Source organism: Aeromonas sp. LsrichE-8G, assembly GCF_022869435.1.
GTDB classification, from domain to species: domain Bacteria; phylum Pseudomonadota; class Gammaproteobacteria; order Enterobacterales; family Aeromonadaceae; genus Aeromonas; species Aeromonas caviae.
In genome coordinates this window covers 1-12949 of record NZ_JALIHH010000091.1, presented here as the reverse complement: position 1 = coordinate 12949, position 12949 = coordinate 1, and the positions used below count along the sequence as shown (strand labels likewise).

Annotated in this window: 12 protein-coding genes, 1 tRNA gene and 3 pseudogenes; 4 read left to right on the top strand and 12 right to left on the bottom strand. The window is 64.3% G+C overall.

Features of this window, described 5'->3' with window-relative positions; all coding sequences use genetic code 11:
* Positions 1-9: 9 nt before the first annotated feature.
* The 5 genes from MUW49_RS14295 to MUW49_RS14280 form a co-directional block, all read right to left on the bottom strand.
* Positions 10-86 (bottom strand) — tRNA-Met (locus MUW49_RS14295).
* Positions 87-321: 235 nt separating this feature from the next.
* Positions 322-1041: a hypothetical protein gene (locus MUW49_RS14290; protein WP_010674858.1), complete on the bottom strand. Its 720-nt coding sequence runs from the start codon at positions 1039-1041 to the stop codon at positions 322-324.
* A gap of 106 nt (positions 1042-1147) precedes the next feature.
* Positions 1148-2782 (bottom strand): ATP-dependent endonuclease, encoded by a 1635-nt coding sequence (locus MUW49_RS14285; protein WP_113978493.1) that lies wholly within the window; start codon positions 2780-2782, stop codon positions 1148-1150.
* 76 nt (positions 2783-2858) lie between these two features.
* Entirely contained in the window at positions 2859-2981 is a 123-nt protein-coding gene (locus MUW49_RS21930; protein WP_256094327.1) for a hypothetical protein, read from the bottom strand.
* 62 nt (positions 2982-3043) lie between these two features.
* On the bottom strand, positions 3044-3931 hold the full coding sequence (locus MUW49_RS14280; protein WP_042016580.1) for an AraC family transcriptional regulator: 888 nt from the start codon (positions 3929-3931) through the stop codon (positions 3044-3046).
* A 178-nt stretch (positions 3932-4109) separates the two neighbouring features.
* Here MUW49_RS14280 and MUW49_RS14275 point away from each other — a divergent pair, with 178 nt between their 5' ends.
* Together MUW49_RS14275 and MUW49_RS14270 are read left to right on the top strand one after the other, a co-directional pair.
* Positions 4110-5027: a DMT family transporter gene (locus MUW49_RS14275; RefSeq protein WP_041215090.1), complete on the top strand. Its 918-nt coding sequence runs from the start codon at positions 4110-4112 to the stop codon at positions 5025-5027.
* A 51-nt stretch (positions 5028-5078) separates the two neighbouring features.
* Positions 5079-6010: pseudogene (locus MUW49_RS14270) on the top strand (LysR family transcriptional regulator).
* 51 nt (positions 6011-6061) lie between these two features.
* Here the strand turns inward: MUW49_RS14270 and MUW49_RS14265 are convergent.
* The 6 genes and pseudogenes from MUW49_RS14265 to MUW49_RS14240 all read right to left on the bottom strand — a co-directional run bounded on the left by MUW49_RS14265 (position 6062) and on the right by MUW49_RS14240 (position 9946).
* Positions 6062-6841 (bottom strand): TSUP family transporter, encoded by a 780-nt coding sequence (locus tag MUW49_RS14265; RefSeq protein ID WP_010674863.1) that lies wholly within the window; start codon positions 6839-6841, stop codon positions 6062-6064.
* Positions 6842-6972: 131 nt separating this feature from the next.
* Positions 6973-7089, bottom strand: a pseudogene (locus MUW49_RS14260) (DTW domain-containing protein); the annotation flags it as partial.
* Between the two features lie 2 nt (positions 7090-7091).
* Positions 7092-7205 (bottom strand): annotated as a pseudogene (locus tag MUW49_RS14255) (DTW domain-containing protein); the annotation flags it as partial.
* Positions 7206-7207: 2 nt separating this feature from the next.
* Positions 7208-7957 carry a tRNA-uridine aminocarboxypropyltransferase gene (locus MUW49_RS14250; RefSeq protein WP_069784641.1) on the bottom strand — a complete coding sequence of 250 codons (750 nt, stop codon included), beginning with the start codon at positions 7955-7957 and terminating at the stop codon, positions 7208-7210.
* A 190-nt stretch (positions 7958-8147) separates the two neighbouring features.
* On the bottom strand, positions 8148-9137 hold the full coding sequence (locus tag MUW49_RS14245) for a D-alanine--D-alanine ligase (protein WP_069784642.1): 990 nt from the start codon (positions 9135-9137) through the stop codon (positions 8148-8150).
* Positions 9138-9337: 200 nt separating this feature from the next.
* A complete protein-coding gene (locus MUW49_RS14240; RefSeq protein WP_069784643.1) occupies positions 9338-9946 on the bottom strand; it encodes a 2OG-Fe(II) oxygenase in 609 nt (202 codons plus the stop codon).
* Positions 9947-10153: 207 nt separating this feature from the next.
* Between MUW49_RS14240 and MUW49_RS14235 the strand changes: the two genes are divergently transcribed.
* Together MUW49_RS14235 and MUW49_RS14230 are read left to right on the top strand one after the other, a co-directional pair.
* Positions 10154-10630: a glutathione peroxidase gene (locus MUW49_RS14235; RefSeq protein WP_039038588.1), complete on the top strand. Its 477-nt coding sequence runs from the start codon at positions 10154-10156 to the stop codon at positions 10628-10630.
* Positions 10631-10890: 260 nt separating this feature from the next.
* On the top strand, positions 10891-12279 hold the full coding sequence (locus MUW49_RS14230; protein ID WP_010674869.1) for a DEAD/DEAH box helicase: 1389 nt from the start codon (positions 10891-10893) through the stop codon (positions 12277-12279).
* A gap of 70 nt (positions 12280-12349) precedes the next feature.
* Here the strand turns inward: MUW49_RS14230 and MUW49_RS14225 are convergent, their stop codons facing one another.
* Positions 12350-12787 carry an acetyltransferase gene (locus MUW49_RS14225; protein WP_069784644.1) on the bottom strand — a complete coding sequence of 146 codons (438 nt, stop codon included), beginning with the start codon at positions 12785-12787 and terminating at the stop codon, positions 12350-12352.
* Between the last annotated feature and the right edge of the window lie 162 nt (positions 12788-12949).

Genomic DNA, 12949 nt, shown 5'->3' with positions numbered 1-12949 from the left:
ACAAATGGTTGGTTGCGGGGGCCGGATTTGAACCGACGACCTTCGGGTTATGAGCCCGACGAGCTACCGAGCTGCTCCACCCCGCGTCAGAGGTCGCCCATAATAGGCGCCAACGCTGAGATTGCAAGTAAATATCCTAAAAAAAGTTTATTCGGGGATTAAACCGTCACATACTGCGCTCTTTTGCAACAAATCGCAGTTTTTTCAGGCAGCTAGCGATCTCTCGCCCCTCAGGCCCCTCCCCGCGCTCCCCCCGACTTGCCCCTCTTTGCCATAAAAAAAGCCCGCACAACAAGGTGCGGGCGGGAGGATGCGCCGGGATCAGGCGAGCTGGTGCAACACGCTGGTCGCCGCAATCTGGGCGATGATGAGGCCGCACAGGGTCACGGAGACCACCACGGGGGCCGTCTCCTGCTGACGGTAGATGGGGCTGAACCAGAGCAGCAGGGCTGCGACCAGCAGGCCGGCCTGGGTCACTACCCCGGGGATCAGCGGGTCGAGCCCGGCGCTGCTCCCCTGCCAACCCACCAGCACCGCCAGCCAGATAAGACTCAGGATGGCGGAGACCAGCCCCGCCAGGGGCAGCAGCAGATTGAAGGCTTGCAGGCGGTGGCGGGCACGTAGCAGCATCAGGTGGGCAAAGGCCGACCCCAGCAGCACCATCTGCAGCAGGCCGCCGAGCCAGCCCTGGATCTGCATCAGACCCAGCCCGTAGAGGGCGAGCGGCATGGCGGGCAACCACAGCAGGGTGGCGGGGATGGCGCGCTTGCCCTCCAGACGAGACTGGACCAGGGAGAGCACGATACCGAGCACCAGGGCGGCCCCCCCGCTCCAGATGAGCCAGCCCGCAACCTTGGCCTCCACCGCCAGCATCAGAGAGAGCCCGGTGATCACCCAGACCGAGAAGAGCTGGGTAGTGATCCGCGAGCGCTGGCCCGGGCAGAGATCCCCGCGCCACAGGACGAGCCCCACGGCGATCAGGGCTCCCAGGGCCATCAGACCGGTCAGGGGAAAGAGCCAAAAAGGAAGTTGGACGAACATAGGGTCTCCGGCAGCAGTCCGGGTGCGGGTGCACCCATCACAGGGTAAGGAAGGACAAGAGGCAGGGAGTATATCCAAACTCCCCCCGTCTTCCCAACGTCGCCGGTCAGCTTTGTCCCCGGGCAAGGGCGACCACCCGGGCAAACATCTGTTTGAGCACAGGGGGAATGTGCTCGCTGCCGAGGCGCTCCGCCTCCTCCACCACCGCCAGGGCCATGCCTGGCTTGCTGCGATGGTGGATCGCCTTGGCGATGATGCGCCCGGCGTTGAGGGTGGAGCGCCCCCCGACCCCCGCCTCACGCCGGAACACCCCCTCGAACCCGTTCTGGTAGAGGTAGTGCTCTATGTCTGCCGCCGGCAACTGGGTCAGCCGATCCCGCTCGCGCTCCCCTTTGAGCAGGGAGCGGGCGGAGCTTGCATACTTGGCGCCCGCCTCGTCACCGTCGGTGAGCAGGTGCCACTCTATGCCAAAGTCCCGGGCCACCTTGATGAGGGGAGCCTGGCCGCACTGGGCGAACTCGATGATGCGCACCCCCTCTGCCCGCAGGCTGTAGCCGCAGATCTGGGCCAGCTCCGAGAGCAGCCAGATCTCGGTCTCCCCTTCCACCAGCAGCCAGCAGCGAGCAAACATCGACATGGGCCTGTTGATGCGCACATGGAAGGCAATCTTGCGCAGATCGTCGCTGCTGTAGCGCTCCCCTCCCAACTGATGGCAGAGGATGTCCTGCTGGCGGCGCACCAGACGGCGCACCTGATTGAGGGGCAAGGAGGAGAGCAGGTCCCCCGAGTTGGTGGTGAGCAGCTTCTGGCCGGGCAACTGCTCCAGCAGACCCCAGGCCAGGGCCAGCATGGTGGGATGCAAGCGGCTCTCTGGGTCTTCCAGCATCAGTATGGGTCTGGCCCCCTCCTCCAGCTCCCGGTTGCCCCGGGCGTGGAGCAGCATGGCCGCCATGCCCGCCATGGCCAGTTGCAGCGCCCGGTTGTCCGCATTGCGCAGCAGCACCTGCAGGTTGCCGGGATTGCGCAGGGTCATGGGGCGATTGACGATATCCCGCTGGCTGCGAGGCTTGTGCTTGATGGGCGCCAGGGCGCTGAAGTAGTGCTCCATCAACTGCTGCACCGCCTGCAGCGCCTCCTTGAGTTCTGGCTCGCCGATGCGCTGGGGCTCATCGGTGAGCTTGCCGGCCAGCTCGTCCAGCCGCTGCTCGCACAGATCCCCCCAGGGCAGCCGCTCGATGCCCTCCCGGGCGGTACGGGCATCCCGCAGCCTGAACACCGGATTCATGGTGATGAGCAGACGCACCAGCGCCTCGTTGTTGTCGATGGTCAGGCTCTTGCCGATGCCGTCGAGAAAGTCGTGGGTGGTGAGCACGCTGCCATCATCCTGCAACTCGGCACTGGCACGATAATGCACCCGGTGGAACTTGTCCTTGTGGGGGATCCAGGCCGCCCCGAGGCGGGCCAGACGGCGGGAGTGCTGGCACATCTGGGGACGATACTCGCTGAAGGTGAGCACCAGTTGCAGCGTGCGCGAGGGTTCGAGCTCGGGATCTTCGGGCCGGTGAAAATCATCCTGACCAAATTGATAGGGCTCGGCATCCCCCAGCAGGCACCAGAGGGCCCGCAGCAGGCTGGATTTGCCCCAGGCGTTTTCGCCGATGAGCACAGTGGTGTTGTCCAGCCCGAGGGAGAGGCGATTTATTCCGCGAAAACCTTTGACTTCAATGCGTTCCAGAAACATGCGGCCATATCCAGTCCATCCTGATGGCGCAATAGTGGCAAAGTTGCCGGAAAAATCCTATCGGGTTACGGCGTTTTCAGCGGGAACTGTGAGGAACGAGCGGTTCGGGCGGCGTCGGCTGGGTGGCGCGATAGAGGGGGGCATTCCAGTGGTTGAACCAGAGATGGCGAGTACGAGTCTGACGTTTGCGATGATTCAATGGGCATTCCTTTCAATGGACAAGAGACAGAGGGTACACCTCTTTTGCCCAGAGTCTCAGGGTTATCTGTGACAGGAGAATGACAACTGGGCTCGCCACTGGCCCGGGCTCAGGCCGAACGCCTCCCGAAAACGGTTACCAAAATGGGCCTGGGAGGAGAAGCCGCACTGGGCGGCGATGCTGGCCAGAGGCTCGCTTCCCGCCAGCAACTGCTTGGCCCGCTTGAGCCGCAGCCCGAGCAGGTAGCGGTGGGGCGGACAGCCCAGGCTCTGCCCGAACATACGGGCGAAGTGGTATTCGCTCAGACCCGCCTCCCGGGCGAGTTCTCCCAGGGTGACCGGCTCGGCCAGGTGAGCCTGCAGATACTCCTGCACCCGGCGCACCACGGCCGGGGCCAGGCCGCCGCGCACTTCCGGCAGCGCCGGGGCCTCGCGGGTGTGATGGCGATAGGCGTGCAGCATCAGCATCCAGGCACCGTGGGAGAGCGCCATGCGATCGATGCCGTGCTGCCAGTCCAGCTTCATCAATTGCCCCTGCACCAGGGCCGCCGCCTGGGGATCGTCGATGAAGGTCTTGTCTTCCAGTTGCAGATGACGCCCCTCCTTGTCACACGCCTGCTCGGCGATACGGGTGAAGTGGGCGGGGGTGAAGTAGAGGTGGAAGAAGCGAAACTCCTCGCGCACCAGCCACTCGGACCTGTGGTGATCCGGCATGATGCACACCTTGCCGGCACCGCCATGGCCACCGGGGCCGTCCAGCCGCTCGGTCTGCTCGCCCCCCTGCAGGTAGACGCTGATGGTGTGGTTGCCCGGCTTGTGGTAGCGGGTCTGATCGTAGCGGTTGCACCAGCTCGCCACCCCGAGTCCGGGCTCCAGCCAGCAGGAGTCCTCCAGCCTGGCACCGGTGCTCACCAGGGCATCAAAGACCCCTGCCTGTCTTGTCTGCTGCATGGCATGCTGCACGCTTGCGTCCCTCTCTGGCACTTGCCGCCCCTTTCCTGTCGCCATCTTATCGCGCCTCATGGTCAAAGGCTGCGCCTCCGTTGAAAAAACCGCAAGATGGTGCAAGCCGGCACCCCGCCTCACGGTTCATGCTGATCACATCATCTTCTCTTGATGGGATCACACCATGAATCTGATGCTCTATGTTTCCACCGTCCTCATCTGGGGCAGCACCTGGATTGCCATCGCCTGGCAGCTCGGCCCCATCCCCATCGAGGTCTCGGTGCTCTATCGTTTCGCCCTGGCGGCCCTGGCCCTGTTCGCCCTGCTCACGGTGAGCGGCAAGTTTCCGCGCCTGCCCTGGGCGGGCCAGCGTTATGCTGCCCTGCTCGGCGCGTTGCTCTTTTCCACCAACTTCCTCTGTTTCTACCACGCCACCCTCTATATCCCGAGCGGCCTGTCGGCGGTGATTTTCGCCAGCGCCAGCATCTTCAACGGCCTCAATCTCTGGCTGTTCGAGGGTAAACGACCGGGCCTGCGCTGGCTGCAAGGATCGTTGCTGGGGCTGCTTGGCACCCTGCTGCTCTTCTGGCCGGTGCTGGCGGATGCGCAACTGGGTGCAAACGGCTGGAAGGGCTTGCTCTTTGCCTGCGCCGGCACCCTCTGCTTCTCCCTGGGCAACCTGGTCTCCGCCCGGGGACAGCGCCAGGGCTATCACGTATTGCAGATGGTACCCTGGGGCATGGTCTACGGCGTGGCGCTGCTGCTGGGCTGGGTCACGGTACTCGGTCAGTCACTCACCCTGCCCACCGACCCGCGCTACCTCGCCGCCATGGTCTATCTGGCCATCTTCGGCTCCGTCATCGCCTTCACCGCCTACCTCACCCTGGTGGGGCGCATCGGTGCCAGCAAGGCGGCCTACGCCACCGTGCTCTTCCCCCTGGTGGCCCTCACCCTCTCCACCTTCTATGAAGGCTTTGTCTGGCAGACGGTCTCCATCGTCGGCGTGGTGGTGAGTCTCATTGGCAACCTGGTGATCTTCGCGCCCCCCGTCAAGGCGTGGCGCTGGCCGCTATCAAGGGCCGCAAACGGTACTTGCCCCTGATGCCACCAGCCCCTAAGGTAACCGCGTCCAACACACGAGGAGGGAGGACGCATGTTACTGGAAGGGCTGGAGACACTCTGCCTGCTGGCAAGCGAGGGCACCATGGCCAAGGTTGCAAGCCGCCTCTATATCAGTCAGTCGGCGGTCAGCAAGCGCATCGCCCAGCTGGAGCAGCGCCTTGGCAAGAAGCTCATCGAGCCGGATGGCCGTCATATCCGCCTCACTCCCCAGGCCCGTGAACTGCTCGCCCGGGTAGCCCCGAGCCTCGCCGAAATGAAGGGGGTGCTGGCGGACAGCCAGATCCTCACGGATCAGACCCCTCTGTCCATCGCCTGCTCCGAAACCCTGCTGGCGGGCTACCTCGCCCGCTTCATGCACGCCTATCTTGAACGGGATCCCCACATTGCCCTCTCTACCCACCACACCCCGGTCATTCTGGCCCGGGTGCGCGGCGGGGATGCCCTGCTCGGGATCTGCGCCGGCCGCCTGCCGCCTGGCCATGGGCTGTGTGCCGAACGGCTGCTGGAGGAGCCCTTCTATCTGGTGGGGGAGGCTCTGGATGAGGCGGCGCAGCCGGATCACCAGGGCGCCTTGCAAGAAACTGTGACCAGCAAGCAACTGGCTGAAGGCGACGTGAGTCAGGGGATGCAGGGCAAGGTGCGCAAGATCCTGACCATGGATCTGGAGAACCCCTCCAACCGCTATCTGCGCGAGCCCCTGGCCGCCCTCGGGCTTATCCCCGCCATGGAGCTCGATTCCTACCTGGCGCTGATCGAGCTGGCCAAGGCAGGCATTGGCCCCGTGCTCCTGCCCGCCGGCCTGCTGGCGCTGGTGGGTGAGCAGGGGACACAGGCACGCCCCCTGCCGGGACTGGGCCGCCCGCTCCACCTGGTCTATCGGCAAACAGCCTCAAGCGCGATCGCATTGCCCGCCTGGTGCAAGCGCTGCAAGCCCATTTCCGGCAACTATCGGCACTGGGCTGAAACGCAAGAGGGCCCGATCTGCGATCGGGCCCTCGTCATGGGGGTACCGGCTCAGCCCAACCAGGCAAAGAGCTCGGGGTACTGGCTCCACACCAGCTTGGCGGACATCACCAGGGAGACGGTCACCAGCAGCGGCTTGATGAGCTTCACCCCTTTCTTGAGCACCAGCTTGGAGCCCATGCGCGCCCCGATGAACTGCCCCAGCGCCATGCACAGCCCCACGCTCCACACCACCTTGCCCCCCAGGGTGAAAAAGAGCAGAGAAGCGATGTTGGAGGTGAAGTTGAGCAGCTTGGTGTGGGCGGTGGCCCGCGCCATGCCAAAGCCCGCCAGGGCCACGAAACCGATGGCAAAAAACGACCCCGTGCCCGGCCCGAAGAAGCCGTCATAAAAGCCCACCCCCCCGCCCACCAGCAGGGCGAACGCCATGGGGGTGAGGCGGCGCTGGCTCTCCGCATCGCTCACCCTGGGGGAGAAGTAGAAGTAGCAGGCAAACGCCATCAGCAGGAAGGGGAGCAGCCGCTCCAGGATGGCGGCATCGATGGTCTGCACCGCCAGAGTGCCGATGGCCGCCCCGATGAAGGTGCAGATGACCGCCGGCCAGATGATGGCCCACTCAAGGAGCCCCTTGCGGGCATAAAACCAGGTGGCGGAGAAGGAACCGAAACTGCTCTGCAACTTGTTGGTGCCAAGCACCAGGGCCGGCGGCATGCCGGTGGCCAGCAGGGCCGGCACCGTCAAGAGTCCCCCGCCCCCGGCGATGGCATCGATAAAGCCGGCGATGAGGGCCACCCCGAACAGGGCGACCAGGGTGAGCAGTTCCAGTTCCATCCATAGACCTCGTGTGATTGGCGGCGCCCGGCATGGCCTGGAGCCTGAAGGAGTCAACAGGTCGCTATCCTAGCGAGGGCGGGCTCATGAAGCCAACGAAACAATGGCAGCCAACTAATTCCTTATTTTCATCAATCAGCCCGCGAGAGGGCCTGCGCCTTGATAACCGCCAGCCTCTGTAGCAGGGGCGCTTCATCCGCACCGGGCGCACGGCTTACCCGGCCAGCCATGTAGCGGCTACTGATGAGGATTAATCCAGAGCGCGGCTCTGGCCCTTGATGGCCTCCAGCCCCTCCAGCAGGGGCGCTTCATCCTCACCGGGCGCACGGCTTACCCGGCCAGCCATGTAGCGGCTGCTGATGAGGATTAATCCAGAGCGCGGCTCTGGCCCTTGATGGCCTCCAGCCCCTCCAGCATGGGCCCTTCATCAGCACCGGGTGCACGGCTAACCCGGCCAGCCATGTAGCGGCTGCTGAAGAGATTGAACCAGAGCTGCAGCGCCTGTCCCGCCCGCAGCTCCCCGGCCACTTCCAGCACGCAGGCGGCCACCTCGGCGGTGCACAGGTGCTCGTCGCTGTGGGCGACGCGCATGCCGTAGGTAGAGAGCGCATCCGGCTTGATGGCGAGCACCGGGAAGCCGTCCAGATAGGGACTCTTGTTGAACATCTTGCGCGCCTCGGGCCAGGTGCCGTCCAGCAGGATGAACAGCGGCTTCTTGCCGGGGGCCAGTACCACCTCGCCGGTCAGGCGGTCGGGCGCTTTCTCGCAGGCGGGAAAGACCACGTAGGGCTGCCAGGCGGGATCCGCCAGCAGGGCCAGCAGCTCGGGATGGGGTTCGGTACGCGACCAGAGAAAGGCCCAGGTGGAGTCCGGCAGCACGTCGGCGATGAGGCGCCCGGTGTTGGAGGGCTTCATGGGCTCGCTGTCATACATCATGAGGCAGAAACCGGCCTCGGCCTTGAGCGCCGGGCGCCAGTCGCAGGCACACCAGTCGTGGCGCAGCTGGCAGGCATCACAGCGTGGCACGCTGCCGCCACGGGCAAGAAAGGGTCGGGTCGAGACGCTCTTGCGCCAGATGCGCAGGCGGTTGACGGCGTGATCGGGGATGGGCTTCATGGAACGCGGCTCTGACGGTGCCTGTGGCGGGACAAAAGGGGGCTGATTGTAACGGCGCGCCCTCCTGGCGGCAAGGCTTGCCGGGCGGCGCCCTGCCCCCTTCCCTCCCCGCGCTCTGCCCGCTTCCCCCCATGAAAAAAGGGGCCCTGAGGCCCCTACTCACCATCCGTTGCAACCGGGTCTGGCGACATCAGACCGACTTTCGCAGGATCTGCTCCAGATAGTGCGCGAAGCTGTGGCCGTGGTGCTCCAGCAGTTTCGGGAACATGGAGATGGAGGTCATGCCCGGGAAGGTGTTGATCTCGTTGAGCAAAATCTCCCCCTCTTCGGTCAGGAAGAAGTCGATGCGCGACAGATGAGTCAGCTTGAGCTGACGGAACGCCTTCAAGGCGTACTCGTGGATGGCATCGGCCTGGGCCTGAGTCAGCCCCTCGGCCTTGAGCGCGGTCTCGGTGTGACTGGCGCTGCTGTACTTCTCTTCATAGGTGTAGAACTTGTCCTGGGGTACGCAGATCTCCCCCGGATAGGTGGCCACCAGCTCGTCACCATACTGGTAGACCGCCACTTCCAGCTCGCGGGGCTTGACTGCTTTTTCGATCAATACCTGCTCGGAGTAACCGAAGGCATCGGCAATGCCCTTCACCAGATCTGCCTCGTTGCTGGCGGAGTAGCAACCCACGGAAGAGCCCTGGGAAGCCGCCTTGATGAAGACCTTGCCCCACTTGGCCAGCGCCGCTTTCGCCTCGGTCAGGCTCGCCTCGCCCTGCTCGGTCAGGAACAGGTAGGGGGTATTGGGGATGCCGATGGCGGTGAGCCACAGCTTGGTGGTGATCTTGTTGAAGCACACCTTGCTCGCCTCGGCGTCACAACCCAGATAAGGCAGGCCGGCCAGCTCGAGGAAGGATTGCAGATCGCCGGTCTCACCGGGATAACCGTGGATGCAGGGCACCACGTAGTCCACCGGACGGGCCACGCTGTCGAACGAGAGCAGCTTGTCCAGCCCCAGCTTGCACTCGCGACCGTCGGCGCTGAGCCAGCGGTCGGCAAACATCTCGACCCGGGTCACTTCGATGCCGGGCAGGAGCCCGAGCTGTTTTTCGAGGAAATTGGCGCTGCGCAGCGAGACTTCGTGCTCGGAGCCGCCACCGCCGCACAGCAGCAAGACATGCATGTTCTTCATTAGATGTGATCCCTTGGGAGAAGTGGCTTCGTCATCACCATGTCAAACCCAACCGCATGAAAACCGGACGAAGCCAGAAACGAACATAAGTGCGGGCAGTGTAGCAAGGGAGGGGAAGCCTTGTCAGCCGATGGGGCGCACCTCCCCCTGCCCGGGCAGATAAAAGTCTCTTCCTGTGTCAGAAACAGGATGAAATGCGCTCAGCGGGGGGGATCGACCCGCCCGGCGCCATTGCCGTTGACCCGAAACCAGCCGGCAATGCTGTAGCGCTCCCGGCTTGCGGGCAGCACCTCGTGGGGAAACTCTTCAGACAGGAAGAGCACCAGCCGCCCGCCCCGGGGGGAGACATCCATCAGAAACTGCTCGCAGTCGTCATAGACCCGCAATATTCCCCCCGCCTCTGGCTGCCAGTCGTTGTTCAGGTAGAACACCGAGGTGAGCCGGCGGTTGGATCGCCCGGCGAAGGCGTCGCGATGGGTGGCGTAGAAGTCTCCCTGACGGTAGCGGGCAAAGTGGGCCTCGTAGTCGAACAGCCCCAGCATCAGGCTGCGATTGGCGGCCAGACGCAGGGACTCCATCCGGGCCAGATAGTCGGCCACCGGCGCGCCGAGGGAGGCGTCGAGCCAGTGGATCTGATCCCGACGGATATCGCGGTTGTCCTGATGCAGGGTCTCGCGCCCGATCCCCGCCGGTCGCCACTCGTCCGGCAGGCAGGCCTTGAGGGCATCCACCTCGGCGGCGGTTAAAAAATCATCCACTATCACCCAACCCCGGGTGTAGATGGCATCCATGACGGCTTGATAGTCCAAGATAGGCTCGCAGCGAGGGGAGAGAGTGCGCTTTGTAGCGACTTCGGACCATCGGCACAAACCGGATTGCTTCTCTTGAGAAGTCCCGCCATCAATAGGAGTCTGGGGGGAACAGACGCCCTCCCCCTTGCTCCCCGGCCCTCGGCCCGTTAACGTGCAAGGATTGTCCCCGGGCGCCTTGTCGCCCCTCTTGCATCAGGAGAAACCATGCCCCTGCCCCTCATCCCCCTGCAACGACTCGATGGCACGGCCTGGTCCACCGCCGATCTGCAGGGCCGTGTCGTGCTAGTGGTCAACGTGGCAAGCCGCTGCGGTTTTACCCCCCAATACACCGGGCTTGAGGCCCTCTATCGCCAGTTCGGCCCCCAAGGCTTCGAGATCCTGGGCTTTCCCTGCGATCAGTTCGGCCATCAGGAGCCGGGCGATGCCGAGGAGATCGCCCGCTTCTGCTCGCTCGACTACCCTGTCAGCTTCCCCCTGATGGCCAAGTGCGAGGTCAACGGCGCCGGGGCCCACCCCCTCTATCGCTGGCTCAAGGAGCAAAAGCCCGGACTCCTTGGCAGCGAGGCCATCAAGTGGAACTTCACCAAGTTCCTGATTGACCGTGAAGGCCGGGTGGTGGACCGCTTCGCCCCCCAGACCAGGCCGGAGGATCTGGTGCAGGCCATCGAGGGACTGCTCTGACGGGCGTGCGCCGAGGCCAGGGGGGCCCCTCTTAGCGCCCCCTGGCCTTTCCCTGCCGGGATGGCCGTGGCAACCCTGCTCGCGACACGGCTGCTGCGCGTGCGCCTCGCATCTGCTATATTACGCGCCCACTGTCTCTTGTGCGGTCGCTTTGCCGGGCTCAGGCCCAGCCTCGATGGCGGCCCACCCTATTTTCCATGTCGTGACGGACCAAGGCTGCCGTCACCCGTTGAGCCCAAGGCTCGGAGTGTCCCTCGAACATGTCATTCAATGAACTGGGTCTGTCACCGCACATCCTGCGGGCCGTCAAGGAGCTGGGTTACGAACAACCCACCCCCATCCAGCAGCAAGCCATTCCCGCCATCCTGGCCGGGCAGGACGTGCTGGGCGGCGCCCAGACAGGCACGGGCAAGACGGCCGGTTTCACCCTGCCCATGCTTCATCGACTGCTGGCCAACCACGGCCGTGGCGGTCGTCGCCAGGTGCGAGCACTGGTGCTGACCCCGACCCGGGAGCTGGCCGCCCAGGTGGGCGAGAGCATCATCAAATATGCCCACCACCTGCCGTTTCGTACCCTGATCGCCTATGGCGGCGTCAGCATCAAGCCGAACCTGGACGCCATCAAGCTCGGGGTCGACATCCTGGTCGCCACACCGGGCCGCCTGCTGGATCTGCTGACCCAGGGCGCCCTGACCCTGAGCGCCCTCGAGGTGCTGGTGCTGGATGAAGCGGACAGAATGCTCGACATGGGGTTCATCACCGACATTCGCCGCATCATGAAGGCCCTGCCGGAGGAGCGTCAGACCCTGCTCTTCTCCGCCACCTTCTCCAATGACATCAAGGCGCTGGCGGACGATCTGCTCAAGGATCCCACCCTCATCGAGGTGGATCCCAGCAACACCGCCGCCGAGCAGGTAAGCCAGCGCATCATCCAGGTCGATCGGGAACGCCGCCGGGAGATGCTCTCCCACATGATTGGCCGTGGCAACTGGCAGCGGGTGCTGGTGTTCGTGCGCACCAAGCAGATTGCCGACAGGCTCGCCCAGCAGATGCAGAAAGATGGCCTGGATACGGTCGCCATCCACGGTGACAAGAGCCAGGGGGCCCGCAACCGGGCGCTGGCGGATTTTCGTGAAGGCAAGGTGCGGGTGCTGGTTGCCACCGACATCGCCGCTCGCGGCCTGGACATCGATCAACTGCCCCACGTGATCAACTTCGAGCTGCCCCAGATGGCGGAGGATTACATCCACCGCATCGGCCGCACCGGCCGCGCCGGCCGTGGCGGCGAGGCCATCTCTCTGGTGAGCCAGGACGAGCTGGGTCAGCTCAAGGAGATCGAGGCGCTGATCGGCCAATCCCTGACCGTGGAGATCCTGGAAGGATACGAGCCGAGCGGCAAGCCGAGCCGCCAGACCCTGCCGGGCAGCAAGCCGGTGCAAAACCCGCCCCGCGCCCGTGGCCATGCCAACGCCAAGGGCAAACCCGCCGCCGGGAAAGGCAAGGGGGATGGCGCCAAGAAGCCGGCTCAGCCTGCGCAAAACAAGTCCCGCAAGCGGGAAGTAGTGGGCGAGGACATCGGTTTCGCCCCCATGCGCCGTCTGCCCAAGGCCCAGCGGGGCGACTATCAGGACAACTCCAACGAGGAGTGAGACGGTGCGAGCCCTGCGTCCTGAACAACAAAAAACCGCCCGAGGGCGGTTTTTTCATGCTCTAGCGCCCTTAACCGGCGGCCAAGGCCATGTGCAGCAGCGGATAGGGCTTGCCCTGGCCATCCAGGGGGGAGCGCCCCGTCACCTCGAAGCCCAGGTGCTGGTAGAAGCCGACAGCCTGGGCATTCTGTTCGTTGACGTCCACGCGAGTCGCCCCCAGACAACGGATGGCGTGGTCCACCAGCTGGCGGCCGACCCCGCCCCCTCTCGCCTCGGGAGCGATGAACAGCATCTCGATATTGCCCTCAGCCACCCCGATAAAACCGACGATCACGCCATCCTGCCTGGCGCAATAAAGGCGCACGGCATCGAAATAGTGTTCGAGGATGAGAGGCTTGAGGGTGGCGATGTCTTCCTCTTGCAGGAAGTGATGGGTAGCGCGTACCGAGGCCTCCCAGAGAGCGATCAGGGCTGGGTAATCCCCGGTTTGTGCTGGTTCTATCTTCATGAATTGTTGGCTCAATTTTTGACATCCTCCCCCACCTTAGCGCTTCGCGTCACAGGAGGGGGATTCCCATTACTGGGTGATAGCTGCTCGCGCAGTACCGGGTTCCTGCTTCATCGGGCGGCCTGATTGCACCACGCCTCCACAGGCTAAAACGGCGTGTCC

Coding starts and splice junctions, on each gene's coding strand:
- MUW49_RS14290 (WP_010674858.1), bottom strand. CDS start 1,041: ATGTTCGTCCAACTTCCTTTTTGGCTCTTTCCCCTGACCGGTCTGATG.
- MUW49_RS14285 (WP_113978493.1), bottom strand. CDS start 2,782: ATGTTTCTGGAACGCATTGAAGTCAAAGGTTTTCGCGGAATAAATCGC.
- MUW49_RS14280 (WP_042016580.1), bottom strand. CDS start 3,931: ATGCAGCAGACAAGACAGGCAGGGGTCTTTGATGCCCTGGTGAGCACC.
- MUW49_RS14275 (WP_041215090.1), top strand. CDS start 4,110: ATGAATCTGATGCTCTATGTTTCCACCGTCCTCATCTGGGGCAGCACC.
- MUW49_RS14265 (WP_010674863.1), bottom strand. CDS start 6,841: ATGGAACTGGAACTGCTCACCCTGGTCGCCCTGTTCGGGGTGGCCCTC.
- MUW49_RS14250 (WP_069784641.1), bottom strand. CDS start 7,957: ATGAAGCCCATCCCCGATCACGCCGTCAACCGCCTGCGCATCTGGCGC.
- MUW49_RS14245 (WP_069784642.1), bottom strand. CDS start 9,137: ATGAAGAACATGCATGTCTTGCTGCTGTGCGGCGGTGGCGGCTCCGAG.
- MUW49_RS14235 (WP_039038588.1), top strand. CDS start 10,154: ATGCCCCTGCCCCTCATCCCCCTGCAACGACTCGATGGCACGGCCTGG.
- MUW49_RS14230 (WP_010674869.1), top strand. CDS start 10,891: ATGTCATTCAATGAACTGGGTCTGTCACCGCACATCCTGCGGGCCGTC.
- MUW49_RS14225 (WP_069784644.1), bottom strand. CDS start 12,787: ATGAAGATAGAACCAGCACAAACCGGGGATTACCCAGCCCTGATCGCT.